General features: G+C 46.1%; 22 protein-coding genes and 1 tRNA gene. 8 read left to right on the top strand and 15 right to left on the bottom strand.

The window, feature by feature from the left end; genetic code table 11:
* Window positions 1-58 precede the first annotated feature (58 nt).
* The 3 genes from QUB51_RS10720 to QUB51_RS10710 form a co-directional block, all read right to left on the bottom strand.
* Window positions 59-1,786: an ABC transporter ATP-binding protein gene (locus tag QUB51_RS10720; RefSeq protein WP_333054478.1), complete on the bottom strand. Its 1,728-nt coding sequence runs from the start codon at window positions 1,784-1,786 to the stop codon at window positions 59-61.
* A 340-nt stretch (window positions 1,787-2,126) separates the two neighbouring features.
* Window positions 2,127-2,609, bottom strand: a complete 483-nt coding sequence (locus QUB51_RS10715) for an FxLYD domain-containing protein (RefSeq protein ID WP_333054477.1) — start codon at window positions 2,607-2,609, stop codon at window positions 2,127-2,129.
* A gap of 189 nt (window positions 2,610-2,798) precedes the next feature.
* The gene (locus QUB51_RS10710) at window positions 2,799-4,502 is read right to left on the bottom strand and encodes an NAD(P)/FAD-dependent oxidoreductase (protein WP_333054476.1); all 1,704 of its coding nucleotides are present in this window, start codon (window positions 4,500-4,502) and stop codon (window positions 2,799-2,801) included.
* Between the two features lie 93 nt (window positions 4,503-4,595).
* Between QUB51_RS10710 and QUB51_RS10705 the strand changes: the two genes are divergently transcribed.
* Entirely contained in the window at window positions 4,596-5,510 is a 915-nt protein-coding gene (locus QUB51_RS10705; protein ID WP_333054475.1) for a PPC domain-containing protein, read from the top strand.
* Between the two features lie 291 nt (window positions 5,511-5,801).
* Here QUB51_RS10705 and QUB51_RS10700 read toward each other — a convergent pair whose 3' ends face one another.
* From QUB51_RS10700 to QUB51_RS10680, 5 genes are all read right to left on the bottom strand, one after another.
* Window positions 5,802-6,413, bottom strand: a complete 612-nt coding sequence (locus QUB51_RS10700; protein ID WP_333054474.1) for a hypothetical protein — start codon at window positions 6,411-6,413, stop codon at window positions 5,802-5,804.
* Window positions 6,414-6,438: 25 nt separating this feature from the next.
* The gene (locus QUB51_RS10695; RefSeq protein ID WP_333393023.1) at window positions 6,439-7,281 is read right to left on the bottom strand and encodes a transposase; all 843 of its coding nucleotides are present in this window, start codon (window positions 7,279-7,281) and stop codon (window positions 6,439-6,441) included.
* Window positions 7,241-7,669 carry a hypothetical protein gene (locus QUB51_RS10690; RefSeq protein WP_333278218.1) on the bottom strand — a complete coding sequence of 143 codons (429 nt, stop codon included), beginning with the start codon at window positions 7,667-7,669 and terminating at the stop codon, window positions 7,241-7,243. Before QUB51_RS10690 ends, QUB51_RS10695 begins: the two co-directional genes overlap by 41 nt.
* A gap of 22 nt (window positions 7,670-7,691) precedes the next feature.
* The gene (locus QUB51_RS10685; protein WP_333051874.1) at window positions 7,692-7,874 is read right to left on the bottom strand and encodes a helix-turn-helix domain-containing protein; all 183 of its coding nucleotides are present in this window, start codon (window positions 7,872-7,874) and stop codon (window positions 7,692-7,694) included.
* Between the two features lie 314 nt (window positions 7,875-8,188).
* Complete coding sequence (locus QUB51_RS10680; RefSeq protein ID WP_333051877.1) at window positions 8,189-8,431, bottom strand: hypothetical protein; 243 nt, start codon at window positions 8,429-8,431, stop codon at window positions 8,189-8,191.
* A 238-nt stretch (window positions 8,432-8,669) separates the two neighbouring features.
* Between QUB51_RS10680 and QUB51_RS10675 the strand changes: the two genes are divergently transcribed.
* Together QUB51_RS10675 and QUB51_RS10670 are read left to right on the top strand one after the other, a co-directional pair.
* On the top strand, window positions 8,670-9,686 hold the full coding sequence (locus QUB51_RS10675; RefSeq protein WP_333051881.1) for a succinate dehydrogenase/fumarate reductase iron-sulfur subunit: 1,017 nt from the start codon (window positions 8,670-8,672) through the stop codon (window positions 9,684-9,686).
* Between the two features lie 94 nt (window positions 9,687-9,780).
* Window positions 9,781-9,969: a chlorophyll a/b-binding protein gene (locus QUB51_RS10670; RefSeq protein WP_333051883.1), complete on the top strand. Its 189-nt coding sequence runs from the start codon at window positions 9,781-9,783 to the stop codon at window positions 9,967-9,969.
* Between the two features lie 516 nt (window positions 9,970-10,485).
* Here the strand turns inward: QUB51_RS10670 and QUB51_RS10665 are convergent.
* From QUB51_RS10665 to psbX, 6 genes are all read right to left on the bottom strand, one after another.
* Complete coding sequence (locus QUB51_RS10665; protein WP_333051885.1) at window positions 10,486-11,103, bottom strand: pre-peptidase C-terminal domain-containing protein; 618 nt, start codon at window positions 11,101-11,103, stop codon at window positions 10,486-10,488.
* 276 nt (window positions 11,104-11,379) lie between these two features.
* The gene (locus tag QUB51_RS10660; protein ID WP_333051888.1) at window positions 11,380-12,831 is read right to left on the bottom strand and encodes a trypsin-like peptidase domain-containing protein; all 1,452 of its coding nucleotides are present in this window, start codon (window positions 12,829-12,831) and stop codon (window positions 11,380-11,382) included.
* Window positions 12,832-12,940: 109 nt separating this feature from the next.
* A complete protein-coding gene (locus tag QUB51_RS10655) occupies window positions 12,941-14,065 on the bottom strand; it encodes a redoxin domain-containing protein (protein ID WP_333207717.1) in 1,125 nt (374 codons plus the stop codon).
* Between the two features lie 445 nt (window positions 14,066-14,510).
* Window positions 14,511-15,320, bottom strand: a complete 810-nt coding sequence (locus tag QUB51_RS10650; protein WP_333207718.1) for a Ycf66 family protein — start codon at window positions 15,318-15,320, stop codon at window positions 14,511-14,513.
* A gap of 62 nt (window positions 15,321-15,382) precedes the next feature.
* Complete coding sequence (locus tag QUB51_RS10645; protein WP_333259868.1) at window positions 15,383-16,960, bottom strand: reverse transcriptase domain-containing protein; 1,578 nt, start codon at window positions 16,958-16,960, stop codon at window positions 15,383-15,385.
* A 775-nt stretch (window positions 16,961-17,735) separates the two neighbouring features.
* Window positions 17,736-17,855, bottom strand: coding sequence for a photosystem II reaction center X protein (psbX, locus tag QUB51_RS10640; RefSeq protein ID WP_333051895.1), 120 nt, complete (start codon window positions 17,853-17,855; stop codon window positions 17,736-17,738).
* A gap of 124 nt (window positions 17,856-17,979) precedes the next feature.
* Here psbX and QUB51_RS10635 point away from each other — a divergent pair, with 124 nt between their 5' ends.
* Window positions 17,980-18,264, top strand: coding sequence for a YggT family protein (locus tag QUB51_RS10635; protein WP_333051898.1), 285 nt, complete (start codon window positions 17,980-17,982; stop codon window positions 18,262-18,264).
* 149 nt (window positions 18,265-18,413) lie between these two features.
* On the opposite strand, the gene accC is transcribed toward QUB51_RS10635, so the two are convergent.
* Entirely contained in the window at window positions 18,414-19,769 is a 1,356-nt protein-coding gene (accC, locus tag QUB51_RS10630; RefSeq protein WP_333051901.1) for an acetyl-CoA carboxylase biotin carboxylase subunit, read from the bottom strand.
* Between the two features lie 228 nt (window positions 19,770-19,997).
* Between accC and QUB51_RS10625 the strand changes: the two genes are divergently transcribed.
* The 4 genes from QUB51_RS10625 to QUB51_RS10610 all read left to right on the top strand — a co-directional run bounded on the left by QUB51_RS10625 (window position 19,998) and on the right by QUB51_RS10610 (window position 25,456).
* Window positions 19,998-20,081: transfer RNA gene (locus QUB51_RS10625), tRNA-Leu, on the top strand.
* Window positions 20,082-20,498: 417 nt separating this feature from the next.
* Window positions 20,499-20,711 carry a helix-turn-helix transcriptional regulator gene (locus QUB51_RS10620; RefSeq protein ID WP_333051904.1) on the top strand — a complete coding sequence of 71 codons (213 nt, stop codon included), beginning with the start codon at window positions 20,499-20,501 and terminating at the stop codon, window positions 20,709-20,711.
* Window positions 20,712-20,787: 76 nt separating this feature from the next.
* Entirely contained in the window at window positions 20,788-24,303 is a 3,516-nt protein-coding gene (locus QUB51_RS10615; RefSeq protein ID WP_333051906.1) for a sacsin N-terminal ATP-binding-like domain-containing protein, read from the top strand.
* The gene (locus QUB51_RS10610; RefSeq protein ID WP_333259863.1) at window positions 24,287-25,456 is read left to right on the top strand and encodes a hypothetical protein; all 1,170 of its coding nucleotides are present in this window, start codon (window positions 24,287-24,289) and stop codon (window positions 25,454-25,456) included. Before QUB51_RS10615 ends, QUB51_RS10610 begins: the two co-directional genes overlap by 17 nt.
* Window positions 25,457-25,479 lie beyond the last annotated feature (23 nt).

Here is a 25,479-nt window from a genome sequence, read left to right as displayed (position 1 = left end):
TAGATAATACTTGGTTGAGGCCAGCAGAAACGGCCAAAAACCCGGTTTCTAAAGTAGCCTACTGACTAAACTGTTGAGCGTAGTAGCCAGCATAGCGAGATCCCTTTTCCAGCAACTCCTCGTGCGTCCCAGATTCGACAATTCTGCCTTTTTCCAACACTAAAATACGATCGGCTCTCCGCACAGTAGCCAAGCGGTGCGCGATAATAAACACAGTGCGATCGCGCATCAATCTTTCCAGCGCTTCCTGCACTAAACCTTCGGATTCCGAATCCAGCGCCGATGTCGCTTCATCCAAAATCAAAATTCTGGGATCGAGCAAAACTGCACGGGCGATCGCAATTCTTTGTTTTTGCCCGCCAGATAAATTTACACCCCTTTCTCCTACCCAAGTTTGATAGCCATCGGGAAACTCATTAATAAATTGATGAGCGTTAGCAATCTCCGCAGCTTTTTGCACATCTTTCAGTTCATAATAAGATTGACCGAAAGCGATATTTTGAGCAATTGTACCCGAAAATAAAATCGTTTCTTGCGGTACAATTCCGATTTGCCTCCGCAGAGTATTTAAGGTGACATCTTGAATATCAATACCGTCAATTAAAATCTGTCCCGCTTGCGGATCGTAAAATCTGGGTAACAAGTTTACTAAAGTAGTTTTACCCGCACCGGATGCGCCCACGAGGGCAATCATTTCTCCGGGAAGTACCAGCAAACTCATACTTTGTAAAATGGGTGTCTCTGAGTTATAGGCAAAATTAATGTTGCGGTATTCGACTTTTCCGGTAACGTGGGGAAGTTCAATTGCACCCGATTTTTCGACTACAGCGGGTTCAATTGCTAATAATTCAAAAATGCGATCGCTAGAAGCTTCTCCCTGCTTAAAATCCCCGTAATTAGCAGTTGTGATAGCAATGGGGTCAATTAAAAGTGCCACCCCTGCGATATAACTAATAAATTGAGTACCTGTGAGATTTCCTTGAGAAATTTGCCAACCTCCCAGGAAAAAGAGCAAAATTACGCTCATCGCTTCCAGAAAGCCAACTACAACGAACTGAAGTGCTTTTATTCTTTCGGACAAATACTTAGCGCGGCGGTTTTGTTCTGCTTCTTCTGCAAAGCGGGCAATTTCGTAGTCTTCAGCCACAAATGCTTTGATTAAACGAATGCCGCTGAATACTTCTGTCAGCAAAGCAGATAAATCAGAGATGCGATTTTGACTTTGGCGCGAGTAACTTAGCAGTCTTTCACCAAACCAGCCAATTAAAATAGCCATCAGCGGTGCAATAATTAATGCACCTAGAGTTAATTGCCAGTTGAGATAAATCATATATCCCAGAACCGCAATTAGCTGCAAAACACAAGGGATAAACTGATGAAAAAATTTATTTACTACTTCGCCAATGCGGTCAATATCTTCGGTGAGGCGGTAGGATAAGTCTCCGGTTTTGGCTGTTTCAAAGTAGCCGAGATTGAGTTTTTGCAGGTGGGAGTAAACTTTTTTGCGGATTTCCAAAGCAATAGTCAAAGCAGCTTTTGCCATCAGCGTATCTTGACCGTACTGGGCTGTACCGCGAATTAGAAATATAATGGCGCTGAGTGCCGCAATTTGAGCGAACCCTTGTAAATCTCCTTTACCTATAAATTTGGCAGTTTCGCCAACTAGCCACGCTATAATCGGCCAAAATATGGTAAATACTACGGTACAAGCTAATGCTTTACCGATGGTTTGTTTTTGGGGACGGAGGTAGGGTAAGATTTGCCAGTATGTCGATCGAGTTTTCAAGATATTTTGCCCTCGCAAATTCTGTTTTTGGGGTTCTCTGCAAGAATATTCAAACTTCGATCCCCCCTAACCCCCCTTAATAAGGGGGGGACAAGATTATTATTGCAAGTTCCCCTTTTGAAGGGGGATGCGAGGGGATCTCTGCGTAAGTCATAGAGATATCTGAGCCAGAATATGATAACAGCGATCGGTAAATAATACTAATTCTCAAAACTCATGGAATAGTTGCTGTAGGGTGCGTCGCCATCTACAATCTTCAAAAACAGCGACAATCTCAAAGCGACGCACCTTACTATAACCTCGATCGGGTTTCTGGAAGTGGGTCGCCATTTATCAACAATCATTCTTGCCCGTCTGCATGAGTCGCTAGTACCTGAGCCCCCTCGACAACTTCACCCCGAAAAGCGGCTGACTGTCCGGGTGCAAGAGTAACTGGTTGAGAGTAGATAAATCCGTTGTCAATTAAATTGCCTGACTCGTCCAAAACTTCATAATTGACTTTGACATTCTTGATTGTTTTGCAGCCTCGATTAAGCACTTGACCGCTGAAAAAGTTACCGTCATAATTAGCCGCCGCAATTGAAACTTTTGCAGCAATGTTGGAACCGGTAATGCAAGTTTGGGAAGTTCCAGATGCTGGCTGTTTCTCGCACAATTTGCCCAAGTCTACTGTTTTGCCTTCGGGAGTTTTCATGTAGCAAAATGGCTCATCAACTGGTGATTTTTGAGCCATTGTATTTGTAGCGTCTGCCAGCAAAGGAATAGCAGATATCGGCGAGATTAGAAAACTCGATAAAGCTACTGTGAAAGGTAAAATAATCATGTTTTTTGGCAATAACTTGTACATGATAATTCATATATTTTTTACGTTTGCATATCTCTATGTATGGTGGATCTCATGACTAATTTAATTTTTTGGGCGGGCTAGAAGCCCAACCCCTACTCCCCACAAGAATTAGATGCACGGGCTAGGAGCAACGGCCCACAAGAATTAGATGTACACCTGACGAGATTATCTAATACTCGGCTTTCTATTCCTAAGATTCCGCGCTCCGGGAATTTTCCGGCTGGGACGGCGATTGTTCAAACTGCTCGCAGTTCGAGTATTCACAGCATCAGCAGCAGCTATTAAACCTAAATCTTGCAAGATTTCAACAGCCGCCCTTTGTCCAGTTTCGCAACCGCCTTCCATGTAACCTTGATTTTCCAGCGAAGTGTGTTCCCCGGCAAAATATAAGTTCCCAACTCGTTCGCCTTCAACGCCGTACATTTGCGTCCACTGTCCTACTAAATAGCAGGAATAAGAACCTTTAGAAAAGCGTTCTCCCGGCCAATATGCTCGCACAGCTTTGCCCGATCGCAAATTTCTCACTCCGGGAAAAACTCTTTCAAATTGGTTCAAAAATCTTTGTGCTTGGTCTTCTGGAGTGCCGGCACCGATCGACAAACCCTGCTTTCCTCCTGTAAAATTAGTAACTAAACCGTTAGGAGTAGGAGCGAAAGGCGTAGCTTCCCAGGTATTCTGGAATCCTAAATCGCTATAAACAGAAGCCGTCGATTGATAAGGTTCCCGCCAAATGCGGCTGCGGTAGCCAGTAATTAACTTAGAATTAGTACCGTAACCCAATTGCTCGATCGCCCTGCGCTTTGGTTGGGGCAAAGGTACGTTAATTTTAACGTCTCGCAGAGTGCTGAACGGTAAAGTTAACAAAACTCGCTCGTAAGTGCGATCGAACGCGCTTAGTCCCGATCGCAAATTTACGCGATAGCGGCCATCCGGCAAAAGAGTAATCGCTTCCAAAACCGTCCCCGCCTCGATCGAACCAGACAATTGACCCGCCAAACGGTTGATAATTTGACTGTTGCCGCCGTCAATTTGATAGCGCTCATCGCTGTCGCCGTACAATTCAAAACTGCCCGCTTCAGAACTGATTAAAAACAGCAGATTTAACGCCGACTGCTCCTCGGGATCTCGACCGTATTCCGTCGTGTAAGCAATGCGGAGTAACTGCCGGACAATCGTGCTAATCTCGGCTTGGTCTACATATTCAGCGATCGAAAGATTGTCCAATCTTTCCGCTGCTTCTGTAAAATCAAGATAGCTAATTTCATCGCCAACCGCCTGCAAATCAGCAGTAATTTTACTCGCTAGTGGCGCAAATTCCGCGATTAATTGCTCAAGAGAAAAGCGCCGTCCTTGAAAGAAAAAAGTATCCTTCACCAATCCACTCTGCACTTGGGCTAAGTCGATCGCCCGCAAACCCAATTCCGTCGCCAGCGAGATTAAATTAGTGTGGCCGGTGTCAATAAATTCTCCCCCCAAATCCGCCGGAATCAGCGTTCCAGCCACCTTGGGAATAGTGCGTATCCGCCCCCCCACGCGGTTCGTTGCCTCGATTATATCGGCACGCACACCCGCTTGGCGCAAGCGATAAGCCGCCGTCAAACCAGCAATTCCCGCACCCACAACCAAAATCGGCGATCGTCCACCCTGTTGAGCAAAAGCTCCCTCTCCCTCCCTGGTAAAAGTCGCAGCAGCGGCAGCCCCCGCAGCAGCTAAACCCCCGTGCAGCAAGCGGCGCCGAGATATGGCAGAATTAGGAATGCGATCTGTCAGCATCCCCAGCAGTTCATCAGCCGGAATGCCCGTTTCCCTTGATTTCTGGGCAATGCTTGCAGCGCGGCGCAGCATTGCCATCAGTGCAGATTTAGCCATAATTAAGACATCCTCACAAAACAAAACTTTGATGTAAACTGGATTCTCGATCGTGCAATTTCCAGACTAAAGTCCAGAGAGATTTTTTTAATAATGCTAACCCTCAGAACACTGTTCGACAGCAAATTTTATCTCGAAAACAACCCAGATGTCGCCGTAGCAGTTGCCAGAGGCACGGTATCGAGTCCCTTCGATCACTACCGAAAAATTGGCAAATTTGAAAATCGCGACCCGAATGCCCTGTTCGACGCCAGCTATTATTTAGACACCAATACAGATGTAGCGGTATCAGCCAAACTCAATGGCTTTTCAGGGGCCGATCACTTTATCAGATTCGGTCAATTTGAACTACGCAACCCCAACCCATTCTTCGATGTTAATTTTTATCTAACAAGCAACCCAGACGTGCTGACTGCAGTCCAAACCAATCAATTTACCCCATTTGAACACTACTTCAAAGCCGGTCAATTAGAAAACCGCAAAGCCAGCATTTTCTTCGATCCCAGCTTTTATCTAGAAAAATATCCGCTGGTAGCAGCAGCAGTCAATAGCGGCGCAGTTAAAAGTGCGATCGACCATTACATTCAATTCGGTCAACAAGAAGGATTGTTGAGCACTCTCCCCGATCCCGCCGACAATTTGAACGCAGCAAAAAGCTTGGGCATTCTCACAGAAATTCAAACGGCGAGCGATTTTGTGGGAGATGCTGAACCAGCCGACATTTACAGTTTCATCCTCAATACTCCCAGCCTTTTCAGTGTAACTTTTGACGGTTTGAGTGCAGATGTTGATGTTGAATTAATTCAGGATCTGAACGGCAACGGCGCCGTTGGATTAGACGATATTATTGCTTCGTCTAACAATTTAGGCACGTCTTCAGAAACAATTGTCAGTAATGGGGCTTTGCCTGCGGGGACTTATTTCGTCCGCGTTTCTCAATTTCAAGGCGATACAAATTATGACTTGAGATTGCTAGCCGCTCCCTCAGCAATACCGCCCCAAATTTAAAATCAAAATAACGTATATAGCAAGCCTAAATCAGTCAAACGAACCCAGACTTCTCCTCATATCAAATCCGGTAGCATCGTCCTGTATTCATCTCTGTATTCTCCCCCTCTGCGTTCTGGAGCGCCCTCTGCGGTTAAATCATTCCGATGCAACCGGAAACGATATCACTTCTCCTCTATTTCTTCGCGGTATTTGCGCCTTCGCGGTTCGTAAAAAACATCTAGTTGACAAATGATTTAGACTTGCTATAAAACAGGCTGCAAAAAGGGCGATCGACAATTTGCCAAGGTTTCACTTATTAGTTGCTGGCTCGCTGGGAGAAGGCAAAGATTGAACAGGTGCCGGAGGCCAATTAGAGCGACTTCTGGTGAGAGTGGTTGACACCAAAGCATAGCCCAAAACAGCAGGAAGCACGATCGCACTCAGAAACACGATCGCCACAGCCCAATTCATCGCAGTCGAGATTGGGCCGTAATGAGTGCGGTAAGGGTCAAACGTTGGTAAATTAGGCATCGGGGCGTCCCGCAGCGCGATCGAACGTTTGAACCGCACCCGCCTGTCGTCTAGCTTTTCGAGCAAAATCCAGCCAACTTCCGCCTCTTCACCGCATAGCTTGTGAAAAATCGCAGGATTGCGGAACAAATCGTTGCTAGCCCGCACAATCTTGTACTCCCAAACCGTCAAATCAACAGAATTGGGATCGGATTTGGGATTGCCCTTGGATCGCGCATTTTCAGGCGCATTAAAATTACCATCTTGAGATTCGTACCGAGTCAAAACTTCCTCCTCCTCATCGCATTTTTGCCCCGCATCCCATTGCTCGTGGCTCACCAAAATACCCACAACCGCAGCCTCCAAGCCGAGACTGCCAACCATCAAACTCCAAATCAGAATTTCAACCATAAAAGGAGGTGAACTAACCTGACGGTCAACTGAGTACAGTTAGACTGCAGGCTTCTTTTTCCTTTTTTGCAAAGGCTTTTTTGAGTGACGGAGTTCCCCCGCCACTTTCGTAACTCAGACCAATCTTTCTAATAAGTTTAGCTGAGTTTTCATCTCGATCCAATGATTCCCCACATTGACAGGAATGCCACCGATCCGATAATTCTTTCGGAACTTTATTTAGGCAGTTCCAGCAATGTTGAGAAGTTCCCTTCGGATCAACAAACAAAACGCTTTTACCCAATTTCCCGGCGACATATTTTAGGACGCTGGCGAACTGCCCATGAGCAGCATCAAGCATGGATTTATTCAAGCCACTTTTAGCTGATTGACCGTTGGGCAAATAAACCAAATTACCACTCTCAGTATCTGTTGTAGGTTTGGCGCGTCTAGTCAGATTTTTGACGCTCAAATCTTCAACAACTAAAACTTCACATTTCCCGAATAGATCATGTGCCGTTTTAAATTGAAAATCTAATCTAGCTCTGGCTACGAACTGATGAAGTCTAGAAATTCTGTCCTTGATAACTTTCCAAGGCTTAGAACCCTTAACTCGGTTAGCTAGCTTCCTTTGAAGTCTTGCCAGCTTCTGGGCAGACTTCCTCAAAAATCTAGGATTATCAACTCTTTCGCCATTAGAAAGATAAACGTAATTAGTTATTCCTAAATCTATACCAACAGTGTTTTCATCAGTCGGTTGAATTTCTGCAACCGTTACAGGAACCGTCTTATCTTCTAGCGTCAGGGAAATATACCACCCATCCGCTTCTGAGATAACACTACCCGTCTTAACTTTGAAACCCGTTGGTATGGGGCGGTGAAAGACCATAGGCACGCTTACCTATTTTTGCGAGGTTAATACAAATCCTATTTTGCTCGTCCTTGACAATATTTAAATTGTCCAACTGAGGATAAGTGAAAGATTTGTAGTAGTGAAACCCTTTGAACTTGGGTTGGCCCCTACGATTGCCATTTTTGTCCGGCGTGGTGAAATTTGAAAAGGAAGTTTCCACCCTGTTGAGGACATCTTGTAAAACCTGTGCATCCAACAATTTATAATCAGGAAATAGTTTTTTAGTGTTTTTCAGGTCGGCAAGCTGTATGGTTTGCCACTGCACATAACCGCCTTCAATGTTCGAGAAAATGTCACCCTTTTTAGTCAAAGGATTACCTAATTCATCCTTTTTTCTACCATCCCTAGTCTGCACTCTCGTCAAAGGAATGTTTTGATAAATCTCCTCAATAGGGACTATCGAAACAATCAAGGGACAGGCGTTGACGGGCGTTCTCGTGGCTGACCACCATCTGAATCTTTGACGCCCGTCGGTAGTTGTACTGCCGACGACCGAGTTCTAGATGAGCCACAATTTTTGCTAATTGGGTTTGTGTGGGTTTGAGGCGGTATTTGTATGTTAGTTGCATGGGAAACTTCTTTTTTTCCACCTACTTTAATGTACCATTTTTTCGATTTAATAGTTAGAAAGTACATCAAAGTTAAAGGTACTCGCAATGTCTAATTGTCGGTTTCCGTACCTACACCCGACGAGCCTTTCATCACGCGGGCGTAATTCATTCGGGGTACGGGGCGTAGCGCTCAGATGCGTCCCCTCTGAATATACGCCCGGGACTTCCCGGCTGGTAGTTAAAAAACTAAGTTTGTAGGCCCAACCGGGCGTAATTCCTGGTAAAATTTCTTGTAATGCTACCAAAAAAGTGAGAGGCATACCCAGCTACGTTCAGCGCAAAGGTGCGCTGACCTTAAATTCTGGCCATTCAGTTGAGGCCAGCAGCCCCGATGAAACTGGTTGTGGCGTCTTAGGTGCTGTAACCCCAAGCAAAACGAACGAAACTGCCATCAACCCGCCGTACAAGGCAGCCGATCGCTTGCGAGTTCCCAGTCCCACCCATTGAGGATTTAGCAGACCCAGACAAAAAGCAGGTGTGGAAAACATAAAAGTTAATACAAACAAGCTGGACATCACGCACCTCCGACTAGCGAGTTGTAGCGATTAATTACTTTCATCTCCAATTAATAGCTCACAAATCCGCTTAAAAAATTGGCAATTTAGGATTTATAACTTGAGAATTATTGATGTTTATCAAACAATGAAAAAAAAATAAAAATTTCTGACTTTAGATAGTTGTTAAAAAAATAAGAGCTTTCTAGAGAGTGCAAAAATTCAGCTTAAAATAAACACTAAATTCCTTAATCAAAATATGAAAGTCCGCTTTAATGTAGTGCGCCAAAATCAAAACGAGGCTCCCCGGATTCACACTTACACCCTAGATGTGGAAGAGAGCAATACCATCCTTGACTGCCTCAACAGTATTAAGTGGGAACACGACGGCACTTTAGCTTTTCGCAAAAATTGCCGTAATACAATTTGCGGCAGTTGTTCTATGCGAATTAACGGTCGATCGGCATTAGCGTGCAAAGAAAATGTGGCCAGCGAACTCGCAAGACTGCAAAAAATAGCTGCTTCCAGCTCAGCAGAAATGCCTACTGATTTCATCCCAGAAATCACCGTCGCCCCAATGGGAAATATGCCGGTCATTAAAGATTTGGTTGTTGACATGACCAGTTTTTGGGACAACCTAGAAGCAGTTGAACCATATATCAGCACCGCCTCGCGAGCAATTCCAGAACGGGAATTTCTGCAAACTCCAGAAGAGCGATCGAAACTCGACCAAACCGGCAACTGCATCCTCTGCGGTGCGTGCTATTCTGAGTGCAACGCCCGCGAAGTCAACCCGGAATTTGTCGGCCCCCACGCCCTCGCCAAAGCTTACCGCACGATCGCCGACTCCCGCGACAGCGAAACCGAAAATCGACTGGAAAAATACAATGAAGGCACCGCAGGCGTCTGGGGATGCACGCGCTGTTACTACTGCAACTCGGTTTGTCCGATGGAAGTTGCGCCGATGGATCAAATTGGTAAGATTAAACAAGAGATTCTCGATCGCAAAGACGACCAAGCCAGTCGATCGATCCGCCACCGCAAAGTTTTAATCAATCTCGTCAAAGAAGGGGGCTGGATAGACGAGCGCAAATTTGGCATCGAAGTAGTAGGAAACTACTTCCGCGATGTTAAAGGTTTGCTGAGTCTGGGCCCGTTGGGTTTGAGAATGATCGCTCGCGGCAAGTTCCCGCTGTTTTTTGAGCCTTCAGAAGGTACCGAAACCGTGCGAAATCTGATCGAATCGGTTCAAAGTTTAGAAAAGTCAGCAGATTAGCGATCGGCTGTCCTTTTCCTGGTAAATTACAAGTTGTGCGATCGCAAAGCTTCCCCAAAATCATCACTCACAACTCGAAACTTAAAACTTTTAAATGACTGCTAAAACTCCTCCATCCCCAAAACCGACAACCCCAAATACCCCAAAACCAGAACCAGCCTTTGGGTGGAATGCCTACGCCGAACAAATCAACGGACGATTTGCGATGGTGGGGTTCGTGGGACTTTTGCTGCTAGAATTCTTCACCCGCCAGGATTTTTTCACCTGGCTGGGTCTGCGTTAAATTAATCAAAATCAATTCAAAATGGAAGCTGAAAAATTATCTATATTTCAGCTTCCTTTTGATTTTTAATAGTTATTTAAAATACAGACTATATCACAATACGGTTCAGTTAAAACTATTTATTCCGGGCGAGATCCCCCTAAATCCCCCTTAAGAAGGGGGACGCAAGAGTAATTTCTTGTCCCCCCTTTTTTAAGGGGGGCTAGGGGGGATCGAGCTTAACTGAACCGTATTGGACTATATCATGTCCGGTCGAGCGACCGCGATTTTTGTAGGGGCGGGTTCAGAACAATACCTGTCAATAATTGACAATCTCAAAAACCCGCCCCGACCGGGATATTATGGTTAATCGATAGGACATGATATTAGAAAATTATAAGTGCCAGACTCTAACATTTATAGTGGCATAAAAACCTATGAATTTACCAAAGTGAATAGTAGTTGCTTATAGTGCGATCGTCCTTGAATTATAGGGACACGGCAATGCCGTGCCCTGACTCCGAAGTTTCGTTCAAACTAATTTCCAGTTGTTTCGCGGACGGTCAAACTGTACTTGCCTCTACCTTTTGGAGGCGGATCGTAAGCATTGACAATGACGCGATAGCGACCGTTTGCAGACAAGGTAACAGTAAGTTCAGAATTGGAATTTTGCTGCGTGACATCATCATTTTCTCCAAGTAGCTCGCCCTGGGAGTTGAAAATAGCGAGATAAGTATCAAACTCGGTACTTTCTACGGTAATAACCAGTTTCTGACCCTGAGTGCCTTCAAAGGTATACTCGTCGTACAAACTGCTGTCTGAGGGAAGTACAGAAGACTTAGCAGGGCTGAGTTCTCCGTTTTGCTCTAAAATGACTTTAGATGCACCCGCATCAGGAGTCGGCGGAGGTTCTACAGTTGGGGTCTGAGTTGGCGAACTTTGTGGCGATGGGGACGGGTTGGGGCTTGCTTGAGCTAAAACCGCCTTGTCAGCAGTCTTCGCATCAGTTAAGTTTTGAGGAAATTCTGCTGAAATAAGGGTGGAACTGCTGTTAGCAACACCTGAATTTGAAAGTGACAGGGAGAGAGCCGGCTTGCCAGAAAAAGTAGCTACCAGAGCAATTGGCGCGATCGCCCAAAATCTAACTTGACGCATGAATTACCTCGATTTGTAACGGAGGAAGAAGGAAGAAGTCAGTAGTCATTAGTCAGTAGTCATTAGTTATTTGTTAGGATCGCAAATTAAATAATTTACACTCTTGAAAGTGGGATGGGCGTCCCGCCCGTCCTTTATGCACGGGCGGGACGCCCATGCCACAAGAACAATAAAGATTGTAAGTTATTTAATTCTCATTCCTTAGATGCTACCAATTACCAATGCCCTGTTTGCCCAATTCCCGATTCCCAATTCCCAGTTCCGAATTTTCAATTTTCACCGGACAGTTAGAGTGTAACGACCCCGGCCCGAAGCATCGTAAGCATTGACAATTACGCGATAGCGACCCGTAGCGGGCAACGTAACGGTCAGAAACGAATTTTTAGTCGAATCGCTTCCATCGTCATTTTCTGCCACTAATCGGCCGTTAGGGCCAAAGATCGCCACATAGGGATCGAAATCTGTACTTTCGAGGGAAATGGTGACAGACTGACCCGATCGACCTTCAAAAGTATACTCTCGATACAGACTGTTGTCAGACGGCAATACTGGGCCGCCTGCGACTAAAGCACCTTCTTCTTGCAAAATCGCCCGAGAAGGCGCGGTAGGAGCACTCGCTTTCAGCTCTAACGTATAAGCCCCTGACTGCCTAGCTTGGTAGGAATTTGCAACTAACGTGTAAGTCCCGTCTGCTGGCAGCCTGACTGTAATTCTGGCGTTTTTATTCCCGGCCCCGTCATCGTCTTGCGCGATTTCGCGCTGGTTGGGGCCGAGCAAAATTAAATAAGGGTCAATCTCTTGACTTTTCATTTCTATTGTGATTTGCTGGCCCGCTTTTCCGTCAAATGAGTAGAGGTCAAAAAAGCTGTTGTCGGTGGGCAGAACGCTAGACTTGTCGGTGAGGAGGCCGCTGACGGGGGGCCCGTTTAACGTAACTTTTTGAGGTGATTGGTTGCCACCAAAGGGCGATCGGGCTTGAGCCGCGCGGGGAGCTCGCCCTTCTCGCACCGCTGTCAGGAAAGCGGGTAATTTGTCTGCGGAAATTGCAAAACCGATACCGATACTGCCACCGCCCCGACCGCGAGTAAAAATAGAAGTATTGACGCCGATTAATTCTCCTGAACTGTTGAGCAGTGGGCCTCCTGAATTGCCGGGATTGATGGCGGCGTCGGTTTGAATTAAGCCCCGCTGCTGGTCGATGCGGCTGACGATTCCGACTGTAAAAGTACCTTGAAATTGACCGAAGGGATTGCCGATCGCAAATGCTTGTTGCCCGACTTTCACCGAACCGGGACGGGCTAAAGGAATAGTGGGCAAATTGTTTTGACCGCGAATCTTCAGCACGGCTAAGTCTAGACCGTCTTCGCCGAATCCGATGACATCGGCGACAAGTTTTCTGCCGTCTGACAAAATGATATTGACGGTACCGCCTGCCGAAACAACGTGGGCGTTCGTTAACACCATGCCGTCGGGGCTGATAATTGTGCCACTGCCGTTAGATTTATCTGTATCGACTGTAACAACCGCCGGACTAGCCTTTTCGTAGACCCGAATATTGGTTTGTTCTTCGACAGTTTGGGCGATCGCACCCTGGGAATGCACCGAGTTAAATTCCGTTAAATCTGTTGATTGCCGCCCAGGGGATGTGGTAACAACCGCACTGGCGCTGGCTGCAACCCCAACCGTTAAAATTCCCGATACTGCTAAACTTAGAAGTTTGAAATTCATGGCGATCGATTAGTATTTAGCGATCGGTAGCTAGGAATTAGGTTTTGTGGCTAACCGCTAACTACCTTCTCTAATTATTTTAGGACTTGCACCACGGTAGTGACATTCCTTACGCCGGTTCTCCAATTCGGGAATCTGAATCAGCAGCTAAATACTTAAAATTAGCTTGTCGTACCTCGGCATCCTGATTGCCGTAGAAAAAAGACAGCAAAGCAAAACGCTGGCCGCTAATCACCGGCGTCGCTTCATGCAGCAAAGAACACGAAAAAATAATCGCCGTGCCAGAATCGCCTTTATAACCGTGTGGCGCGTACTCTGGAAACCGTAAAAATCCCCCCGTGTACTCTCCCACATTCAAGTTTAGCGTCATCGCAAACCTGCGGTGGAGCGTAGCTTTGCTAGTGTTGTCCCGGTGCGGCCGAAAATAACCGCCGCTGTCAGCATCGTAACAGCCCACCAAATAGCGCTCAAACCTAGTGATTGTAAACTGAAAAGCTTTTTCTACTTCCGGCCGCACCCGGCGCCAAATAATCGCACTCAATCGCTGCTGTAACTTCGGGTCTTCAATAAAGAAATCTCGGCGCTTCTTGAAAGTGTCGTCGTGCAGACCAACTGTTTTCCCGCCTATTTGCCTCATAAAGCCGGAAGGACTGCCACCGTGAGCTTTGTAGATATCGATTAAACTGCGACAAGATGCTTTGTCCAAAACGTTAGGAATTACCAACACCGGGGCGTGGCGAGTGGCTGCTCGGGCTTCCTCAATTGGGGGCAAACTTTTGAGAAAATCTAATACTTGCTGGGCGTGTTGGTGCGGTTCGCCCATCGGCAAAATATTAATTACCTGAAGGTTTTCGTTGAGAACAAAAGTTTGTGGTGCATAGTAAACTCCGGCAACTCCATTTTCTTCGACATCTCGGAAAACACCGTACTGCTGGCTGACTTTTTTATCCAAGTCCCAGAAAAAAAGGAATGACGGAGCAATTGTGGTTGGTCTGTTTTGTTCTTTGTCTGCTGGGTCAACGCTCACTCCAAACCGCGGTACTTGCAAGCTTTGGAATTCCTCTGAAAGCTCTTGAAAGCTTTTGAGGATAACTTGGATTTGTTCAAAAGCTGTGCTGGCAAAGAAAAACAGCACGACTCGCCGGCCGCCAACAGTCGGGAAATGAAATAAGGGGTTATTTGTAGAAGGAACGGAAAACCAGGGAGCCGGATCTCCTATTTCGAGTAATGGCATCTTGCTGATTTAATATTTGGGATTTTATATTTAGATTATTATGCTGTCGATTAGTTCCACAGATTCGGTAGGCCAATCGATTTTAGATTTTAGATTTTAGATTTTAGATTTTAGATTTTAGAATTGAAGCATTGACTTGCGCGAAATAAATTCGGGGGGCAAGTTTCTCGGATACAGGTTTTTTATTTCTGGGTCCTGAGTCTGCTTTCGGAATGAATCTGGGGGCTTGTATCCTGGATGCTTGATTGTCAAAAAAAAATTCAAAAAAAATTAGCTTTTCTTTGTGTATATCTCCGTTGGTATGGGTTTTCACCCTCGCAATTTACAGTCTTTTGAATCACTTTAATATCTGAAAAATAAGTAGATGGGCATCAATAAACGCAACTTATTTTTTTGCCGACGGGTACGAGAAAAGTTTAGTTTCACCCATCTACTTAGTGTTTGCCTATTTGTCGAAACTGGGGGAATTATCCGGTTGGTCTTCCGGGTATTCTACAGGTCGATACTCCACGTAGTCTGACGGCGGTGCTTCCACGTCGCGGTTGCTGGGGCGAGACCTGGATGATTCCGTAGGACGGGGTTTTTTGGTTCTCGGCGGCGTATCGGAACTGCGGTTTTCCGAAGCAGGGGGGCGACTGCTGCGGCTGCGGGTCGGTCTTTCTTCGGGGTTGTCTGAAACGTCCCAGTTGTCTGACTCTTGGGTTGGCGGGGCTTCTGGGCGAGAGGGACGTTTGCGCGAGGCTCGATCGCCCGAATCGGGCCGTCCGGTATTAACGCTGCCGTTGCGATTCGAGGGGCGGCGGCGGGGTTCGTCGTCGTAGGCTTCCCGAGAAGAACGGTAGTCTTGGCTGCCTCTGATGCGGGGACGCGGCGGATAGTCTTCCTCTGGTTCTAGCTGTTCCATGTCGGCATCGTAGCCGTCGTAACCGTAGGCGTTGCTGACCGGTCGGTCTTCATCTACGTATTGGGCGCGACTTTTGGCTTGGGCTGTGGTCGCTCCTCGCAGCTTAATGCTTTCTGCTGCAAAAAATATGGCGGAACCAGTCAACAGAAATTGACCGAATGCCAAAATTGGGTCAAGCCGCCATCCTTGAAATAACAGAATACCGCCGCACAGCAAGCCGACTGCTGCAAAAAAAATATCGTGGTCTCGGGCTAGTTTGGGACGCCACGATCGCAGAAAATACAGTCCTGCCCCTGCTACTGCTAGGATAATCCCTAACAGGCTGCTCCAGTTCAATCCTAAATTGACCATTAGCCTATCTCCTATGTCTTTCCTATGTTAGCGAGTTAGATTGTTTGAGTCGATGGAAGGTATTATCCTTCGCACCTCTCAGTTAGATCCGGACGTGCGATTTTCACCGCATCCGGCTCCCGATGTTCTTGGCTTGCGCCTTTGCTCATGTGGATATAATCGTGGCAGCTTTCGTGAACCGCTAGAAGGTTGTTAATTTTCGAGTTACTATGGTTTCCGTCTACATGATGTAGATGCACCTTTTCATCGCCTAGCATTTTTAAGCCACATTTTCCACATTTATGGTTTTGCCGTTTTAAAGCTTTAGAGGTTTCGCCGTTATAGAGTTTGCTGTTACGCTCACTCCAGTACGTTATATCTCCGTCGTAAGGTGATTTTTCCCCTTTGACATTGACAAATTTGTTTTCGGAGTAAGGAACCGCCGGGAACGCTTTTACCATCAGTTTCTTGACAGTGTAACGATTCTGTTTTGCTTCCTTGTTAAATACCTTGAAGGTTCTATTTCGGATGGAACTTAGCGAAAACCGTGACCCATCCAATTTACAGTAACGGTGGTAATTTCTCCAGCCTCTAATCACAGGGGCTAATTTCTCAGCTTTGGCTGTGGCACCATAATTCGAGTTATTGACGATGTGTTTTACCTTCTGACGGAATGCTTTAAAATTATCCACTGATGGAACGCATCTAAATTTCCCGTTGTTTTGCACTTTGAAATGCCAACCTAGGAAGTCAAACCCATCTGTCGTAGCTGTTAGCTTGGTTTTCTTTTCACTAACCTTCATCCCTCGTTCTGCCAGAAATTCGCTGACTTTATCAAGTATTGTTTTTGCATCATCTTTAGGTTTCAGAATTATTATCATGTCGTCCGCATAGCGAACTGATTGGTGTATTTCTTCAATCCCATTGAGAGCAATATTGGCTAGTAATGGACTTACCACGCCCCCTTGCGGGGTTCCTTGTTCTGGGAATTCTGGATTGACTCCTGATTTTAGACAGCGGAATATTCCGGTCTTGAGGCCCCTTGGGGCGATGAGTCGTTCCATTATGCTGGTGTGGCTTATCCTGTCGAAGCATTTTTCGATATCGAGTTCGATAACCCGTTTCTCTATTCCATAACACGTAGAGCGTAGATTCAGGAACAGAATTTTTTGTGCATCGTGCGCCGACCTTCCTGTTCTAAATCCATAACTCGTAGCGTGGAAAGTTGCTTCATGTGCTGGCTCTAGCGCGTATTTCGCGAGGCATTGCCACGCTCTGTCGGCGATAGTCGGTATCTTAAGGAGGCGGGTGCTCCCATCCTTTTTAGGGATTGGTATTGAACGTAACTTCTGGTGTTTCCAGTTGTTACTTTTGGCTCTGAGTTCTTCACTCAGGGCAAACCTTTCCTCAAATGTGAGTGAGGCTTTTCCGTCGATTCCCGCAGTCTTTTTGCCAGCATTTAGTTGAGTTACTTGACGTATTGCCAGCATTCTTGCAGCCCGAGATTTCAGAATTAGCTTTTGAAGGGACTTCGCTTTGGGCTTGTCTCCAACCTGAATCGCTTTAAACACTCGTTTTTGTAGGCGGAATAAGTCCCTTTGGAATTTCTTCCACGGTAACGTCTTCCAAGATTCACTAACATTGCTGTTGTGTCTAATCATGCTCTGCTCCAAATTGTGTTTTCTGAACACCTCAGACCAATTACGGTCTGTCCTACCCGAACTGAGGGGATTCCGCTGCTCGTCTAGCCTACGAAAGGGTTCGACTTCCCCTTGACCCTCAGTCCGTTTTTATTCGTTCCCTCGGTTAGATTGATTGTTTCTTTAGGTGGAGCCAATTTAACTACTGGATGCCCTAGACTCTTGCCGATATTATGTAAAGATTCGGCGGGAATTAACTCCAGTGGAGTCGGGATTTAGGTCTGCGTCCCGCTCTGACGATGAGTCACTTTTCTAGGCTCTATTTCACCATCGAAACCCCCCATTAGCACCAGTGCCACCCCGCATTGGATGTCTGTTTGTGCCCTGTTCCCAGCTTCACTCTCCAAGAATCGAGCTTGGTCGGTGTGGGCAGGTAGGGAGTCATACCTGAGTCTGGTAGAAGGGACTTGCACCCTTATCAGACCGAGAGTTCAGCCTTGTGGCTGGAAACGCTATGTACGGGCTTTCACCGTGATTCACGTTTCAACGAATCGCACTTACATCTATCATTAAGTCTGTCAGCCCGACGGTGCTTTCTGGGGCAGAGTCCGGTCAGGGTTTCAGCTTGGGAAGTCAGTATAATAATGAGTTTAACGGGAAAAAACCTCAGCTTGGCAGTCAACTGAAGGTTTTGCCTTGACAGTTGCTGGCAGCCGAGGTTTCTCGCATCGGGGAAATGCCCGACGTGTAGCCGAAAATTGACTTGCAGCGCCGGACTTAGAAACCCGCTGACTTTTTAGGTGCGCTTGATTTTGTCTTTTTGGCTGATGAAGATCAGGGCGATCGTTGCTGGAAGCACTACTACCACCACGCCCACCAGCAGGCTGTACAAAAAGTTCGCGAGAGAAGGAGTCATAGATTCCAAGCCTTTGTTACAACAATTTGATTTTTATTAATTTTATACTTTCGATCGCACCTGTGAAACGGTTAAAATTATGAATGGCAGACTTAACAAAACTTAAGATTTCGAGATAAGACCCATGACTGGTATTACCGTTGCAAGTTGGATTCTGGGCTCTGTCCTAGTCGTGATGACTTTGCTGTTTATTTTTCGGATCGTTCTGACTTGGTATCCCGAGGTGAACCTGAGCAAATTGCCGTTGAGTCTGATTGCTTGGCCCACGGAACCTTTTTTAGCCATAACTAGAAAGATTGTACCGCCGATCGGCGGGGTGGACATTACGCCGATTATTTGGGTGGGTATCTGTAGCTTGCTGCGAGAAATGATTCTCGGCCAGCAAGGGCTGCTGACAATGATGATGTAGAAGTTGGCGGTTGACTGTTGACTGTTGGGGGTTGACTGTTGACTGTTGACTGAAAGCAGGCTTGGTAAAAACCCCCGGATCGATCCGTGGGGTTGCTTTCTTCAATCTTTCAATCCAAAATCCAAAATCTAAAATCCAAAATCGATTGACTAATGACTATTTTGGTTCAAGAACTGTTCGACGAAATTCGTGTAAACTTCGCCGCTGAGAAACTCGGGGGAATCGAGGATTTTTTGGTGAAAGCCCAGGGTGGTAGGAACGCCGGTGATAGCGCATTCCCGCAATGCCCGTTTCATCCTGCGAATGGCTGTCGGTCGATCGCGCCCCCATACAATTACTTTACCGATTAAAGAATCGTAGTAAGCGGGTATTTCGTAATCGGTGTAAACGTGAGAGTCCATCCGCACGCCGGGGCCACCGGGAGGCAAATAACCGCTGATTATGCCGGGGTGGGGTCGGAAATTGCGATCGGGATCTTCGGCGTTGATGCGGCACTCGATCGCGTGGCCGTTGAGAATGACTTGGTTTTGCTTGATTTGCAGTTTTTCTCCTTGGGCGATGCGGATTTGTTCGGCTATCAAGTCGAGGCCTGTAATCATCTCGGTGACGGGATGTTCTACTTGGATGCGGGTGTTCATTTCCATGAAGTAGAACTTGCCCGATTTGTCAAGCAGAAATTCGACAGTGCCCGCACCCGTGTAGTTGATGGATTTGGCGGCGGCAATGGCGGCGTGACCCATTTGATCTCGCAGTTTCTGGCTGAGGGCGGGGCTGGGGGCTTCTTCGAGGAGTTTCTGGTGTCGGCGCTGAATCGAACAATCTCTCTCACCGAGGTGGATGACGTTACCGTAGTTGTCGGCAAGGATTTGGATTTCGATGTGCCGGGGTTTTTCGATGAATTTTTCGAGGTAAAGTCCGGGGTTGCCGAAGGCTGCGTCGGCTTCGCCTTGGGCTGCTGAGAATAGTTTGGGGAGTTCCGAGGGTTCTCTCACTAGCCTCATGCCGCGGCCTCCACCGCCGGCGGTGGCTTTGATCATCACAGGATAGCCGATGTCGCGGGCGATCGACAAAGCTTCGCGATCGTCCGCCAGCAATCCGTCGCTACCGGGAACTGTGGGGACTTTCACCCGCTGCATAGTTTCTTTGGCGGTGGATTTATCGCCCATCGCCCGCATTGCTGCCGGAGACGGCCCGATGAAGGTAATTTGATGGTCAGCGCAGATTTCGGCAAATCGGGCGTTTTCGGCGAGGAAGCCGTAACCGGGGTGAATGGCTGCGGCGTTGCGTGTCAGGGCTGCCGCGATGATGTTGGGGATGTTTAAATAGCTTTTGCTGCTGGTGGGGGGCCCGATGCAAACGGCTTCGTCTGCCAACTGGACGTGCAGGGCGTGTTTATCTACGGTGGAGTGTACGGCGACCGTGGCAATCCCCATTTCCTCGCAGGTCCGCAATATGCGGAGAGCTATTTCTCCCCGATTAGCGATTAAAATTTTCGAGAACCCCATCTTCGCTGCTTAATTCACTCAATATTCTGTACAATAATGCCTTTCGGTATGTTCTGGATAATCGTTTTCCAGAAATTGTTCACAAAAATTTATTTTACATTTTGCTGGTAGTGGTGCTATGATTGTAAATCGGCGGTGTCAAAGGGCAAGTTACGAGTTAAATGTCAGGAACCTCAACCTGTGAATCTTTAACTGGTAACGCAAAAATCCCGGAGATTGCCAGAAAGAGCGGATGTGGCGGAATTGGTATACGCGCACGCTTGAGGTGCGTGTGGCAATATGTCCTTGCGAGTTCGAGTCTCGCCATCCGCATTGAATATATAAAACAACTGTTGACGGTTTTGGCTGTCGGCAGTTGTTTTATTTTTGATGGGTGGGTGGGCAGAAACCGGGTTTTTGCGAGAATATTTGGTTACAGGCGAAGATTTGGTGAAAAACCCGGTTTCTTTGATTTGTGGGCGAGTACGGTAGGGTGCGGATTCATCAGATATCTTTAAGTGCGATCGAACTTCTGACAGATCCGCACCCTACAAAATACTGTTTAACTGTCGATCGACTATTGTGTTTGAATTAAAAACATAGATACAGCGGATTCCAGGTTTATAAAGTACACCCCAGAAACCGGGTTTCTTCTGGATTTCTCGCCAGAAACCGGTTTTATTAAAGAAACCCGGTTTCTCTGTACTTCACTTACCTGGAAAGTGCTGTAGTTATCGTTTGTCAAGTAGAATGGGGTTAGTTAGGTTCCGAATCCGAGAGTTGGCTGATGAAAAAGGATGGACGCTAAAGGATGTTGCCGATCGATCGGAGGTTCCGTACAGCACAGTCAGCCACTATGCTCGATCGGAAGGACTAGCAACGGTTGATATCACATCCATTCAAAAGATAGCTCGCACCCTCGATGTTTTGATTGAGGAGTTGATGGAAGTTGTTAAAGAATGAATTAATTTATCAGTTATAGTATGGGTAGAGAGCGAACACCCGCGCTCGCATGAAAATTCCTGCCGTCTGAACATCTATGGCTTACAGCAACAGCGAAGTTGAGGGAAAATCTTTCTATCAATCAGAACCTTTAATCGCCCGATTGAGGGGAATTATCCGAGATTATCCCGAAGGTGTGGGGATTCTCAAAGAATTAATTCAAAATGCTGACGATGCGAAAGCAGCGCGGGTAGAAATAACCCTTGATTGGCGGAACCATCACGTCAAATCATTGCCGGACGATCGCATGGTACTGCTAATGGGGCCGGCGATGTTAGTCTACAACGATAGCGTGTTTGCAGACAAAGATTTTGACAGCATTCGCAGCTTGGGACAAAGCGAAAAAGCGCGAGACTTGCAGAAAACGGGTAGGTTTGGTGTTGGGTTTAATGCAATTTATCACGTTACAGATTTTCCCAGTTTCGTGTCGCGCGATCGCATCATTTTTTTTGACCCTCACGGTGCAGCTATTCCCGGCACTTCTCGGCAAGAACCTGGGCGCGAGTGGAATTTGGCAGAGGCTAAATGGTACCAAAAATATCCCGATTTTATGCAAGTCTATGCAGCGGGAGGATTGCCCGTTGGAGATACAAACTTTCAAGGTACTCTATTTCGGCTGCCTCTGCGAACAACGGAAAGCGCAAAAAATAGCGAGATTCGCAAACAAGCTTTTACTGAATCAAACGTCAAGGAACTCCTAGACGAACTGAGACAGTCGGGTGAAGAACTTTTGCTATTTTTGAAATCTGTTCAGGAAATTAGAGTATACGAAATTCCTGCAAACAGTCAAGGAACTAGGCAAGAAATTCTAGCGATTGTTACCAAAAATCCGCAAGAAGTCCGCTCGGCGCGACAAAAAATCCTTGATGCAATTCCCGATAACCCCGACAAGTTGCTGGAATTGTGCCACCGCAATCATGACGGTTTAGTCTCAGTTTCTTACCGCCACGAGATAGAAACGATTAGTTGCGATCGTACTATCAAGTCAACTTGGAGAATAGTCAGTTTAATTCGCACAGACGAAGGCGGCGAATTGGCAAAAGTCATAGAAGCAATGCACCAAAGCCAAGAAAAAGTCGTGCCTTGGGCCGGTGCGGCTGCTAGAATTAATGCTGCCAGTACAGAGGGAAATCTGGCGCCTGTTTCGGGCAAAGTTTACTGTTTTTTGCCGCTTCCTCTCGAAACTGGTTGGCAGGTTCACATCAACGGTTTTTTCAACTTAAATAGTTCGCGGGATAATCTCAGTAGCGACAGCGGACAAACGGGAAAAGATAAGCCTAGAGCTATTTGGAATGGGCTACTAGCGCGCCACGTTTTGTCTCATGCTTGTGCTAACTTAATTGTCGATTTAGTGCAAGATATCGGAGTATTTGAATCAGATAAATTTTACCAAATTTGGCCGATTAGCAAAATTACTGCCAGCAAAGCTCTGGAAGAATTGCAGGGATTTGTGATGCAGTTATTGTACCACAAACCAGTTGTGCGATCGGCTGTCAAACAAATTGTATATGAGGGTAAAATTACCGGAGCAGTAATGTCACAGACAAGATGGGTGACACCTCCGACAGTCAAAAATTTACCATCTAAAAAGTGTTGGGACGAGTTATTAGCACCGCTGTGTGCCGATAATATCGATCTTCCAAATCCGCCATTGCCCGATTCGATTTTAACAGCTTTTAAAGATGCAGGTTTGCCTTTACCAACCTTCACTGCTGCCAACTTGCGAAAGCATTTAATCGAAAATAAATCCCTAGGGATTGCGCTGTCGGATGCACCGAAAGCAAGCCTGCGAAATCGGCAGTGGATTGGGAATATGCTGCGATATTGTCTCAGCGACAATTGTCAAGATTTGCGCGGTTTGCCACTTGCTATTCTGGCTGACAATACTTTGCAGGTATTTGGGTATAATGCGATCGGCACTATCTACATTGCAGATGAGGCGCAGAGGGAAATATTTGTCAGTTATCCCGAATGGTTTCTCCACCAAGATTTAACTAAATTATTGCCTGCATACAATCTAAAGGGCATCTCAGCCATGACTGCTGCGGAAGTAGCCAAGCAATTGGTTAAGTTGGTGGATTCAACTGCGTCAGAAATTGATTGGAATCCCGATGCAACGCATCCTCCTAATGCAGAATGGTTGACTCTAGTTTATGATTATTTTTACAAGATAAATCCGAGACATCTGTCGCAAGAAACAGTCGATGCCTTGACAAAAGTGCCACTGGTTCCGGGAAGTAATGGCAAGCTTTACAAAGCGAAAATTGCTGACACTCCTTTGTTGCGCGGGGATCGAATTGAGGCGGAAACAATTGCGGCGGTAGAATATTTTGGGGCAACACTTGTCAAAGCACCGGCAAAACTTGAGGGTGCGATCGCACAATTTGCCGATCGCCACAAAAATCAGTTAGTCTATTGTATCACGGGCCCGGATATCCTAGACATAGTATATTCGCGGTGCGATCGAGGTTTGCCACCTTACAACGAAAAGCATTATACATATCTGCTGAATTTCCTGGCAAGTCGAGAGCAAATAAATTACGATGAAAACCGGAAAAAGAAGCTGCGCCAACTGCCAATTTATCCAACAACTTCCGGCGAAATAGTTGACCTCTACAGTGAAAATGTCTACCTTCCGGGCGACGGATATGAACCGCCAGAAATTGCAGGTAGTTTGCGCCTTTTACGCTTAGGACAAAAACGAGAATGGCTGCCACTTTTCCAACTTTTGCAAGTACCAATACTCAACCGCGCCCGACTAATTCGTGACTGTTTGTTGCCAGAGTATGCCTCCTTTTCCCCAGAAGAACAGTTAATCGCACTAACTTGGATTAGGGATAACTTGACTAAAGCTAGCAAAGAGTTAGAAAATGCAGGAGAGAATGCTTTCGGATTCCAGGAAGAGCTTAAAAAGGCACGTCTGGTACGCTGTAGTGACAGGAGATTGAGAGCTGCCCAATTGATTTATAATCCTTTTAGTGAGGTAGTCCGAAACATTATCGGGAATGTAGCAGTGATTCCAGACATGGAATTTTACTCGCAGAATTCTGAAATTTGGCTGAAATTTTTCTCAGAGTTAGGAATGAGGCAAAATCCCGATGCTGATGACATTTTAGCCTGCGTTGACAATCTCATTCAAAGGGCAAATCGAGCGGGTGCAGAGGCTGTAGCCGATAGCTGCATTGCTATTTTTAACTACATCGTTGACAACTGGGATGCGATCAAAAATATCAGACTTGCCAACAGCAACAAGACACTACCAGAAGCACTTGTAGATAAACCTTGGCTTCCTGTCGAGGGAAATCCTCAAAAGTTAAGCCAATATTTCGGTGCTGCAAAACCTGAACCTAGATTGTACCGCGCTAAAGACTTGTGTTTCATTCAAGATGCTCCTTTAGTCGCCAGCCAAAAGTTTATATTTGCACGTCCTCAGCGGGATTTACTGAAGGTAGAAATCAAAAAGGCACTGGGTTTTGAGCCTGTAGACCCAAATACCGTTATCGACTACTTTGATGTTATCATAAAACTTTGGGAAAATGACAGTTCAAATTAAATTATCCAACAATCAAAATACACAACTGCAATCAGTCGAGGCGATTTACAAGTATTTTTACGATACTTTGGTAAAAGGCGGTATTTCGGCAGATCAAAAGCGGCAAATTCAAGAGCGTTTTGCTCATCGTCAATGTCTGTGGGATGAGTCTACGGGTAAGTTTTGGCAGCCCAAACACGTTTTTTTAGATGATGTTGGTTTTTTCGGAAATCGACGCACAACCATACCTAGTTCTAATTCTCATTGCGAAGTTTATCAGTTATTAGGACAAAGGATCTCGCCCACTGTACAAGACTACTTAGACTTCCTGGCAGAACTAGCAGCAGAGTACGGCAATAATGCTTTAAATGAAGCGGATAAAAACTGCGCGATTCAGGTACTCTACCGCCTGGAATCTCAACAGTTATTACAAGGAGTCGCAGTTAACAATATACCGATTCTTACCGCTAACAACACGCTTTGTTTGGCGGAAAAAGTTCTCATCCCTGACGCGCATTGGCGCAAGGATTATATTGACTCTAACCGGATACTGCACGATAGAGTTTCTGTCAAATTTGCTAAATCGGTTGGCTGTCTTTCTTTGTTGAAAGATGCTAGAGAACGCCCGAAAACAGTAAAAGTCGCCCGCAATACCAAAAGCTGCGATTGGTGTCTAGAATGGCAAAATACCTTAAATTCGGCAGAATTGCGATCGGGTTTGAAGCGGTTGATTTTTCACGAGTGCGAATCGGAACCAATTTTAGATTTAATCTGGTTGACCAAAGCTCAAGTTGCAGCGGCTAGTCAAATTAATGTAGATTTATTTTTGAGCGATGAAACCTGTATTGCCACAGATATACCGGGTACTCAACACTTTGACGAATTCAATAAAATTTTTCAGATTATCAGTAGTGCTAGCAGATATATTATGCTATCGTATTTAGCAGAAAGTATTAACGCTAGGCTTGGGGAATATGCCGTTAAAAATTTGCTACCCCTCGCCAGCATTATCGATGCGGAGCCATGTAATATTCACAGTTTGCTAAACGAGTTGCGAATTAGGTCTTTACCATCGCTTGTCACCGCTACCGAGCCTGAAAATCAAGAATCTAATATTAGTAAAGCGGCGACAAATTCCAAGGGCGAGTCTTCCATTTATTGGGGCGCGTTTTGAGCGGGTTTAATATTTCACACTCT

Origin of the sequence: Microcoleus sp. AT8-A3, from assembly GCF_036705675.1 — a bacterium.
Lineage (GTDB): Bacteria > Cyanobacteriota > Cyanobacteriia > Cyanobacteriales > Microcoleaceae > Microcoleus.
This window is presented reverse-complemented; position numbering and strand designations above follow the sequence as displayed.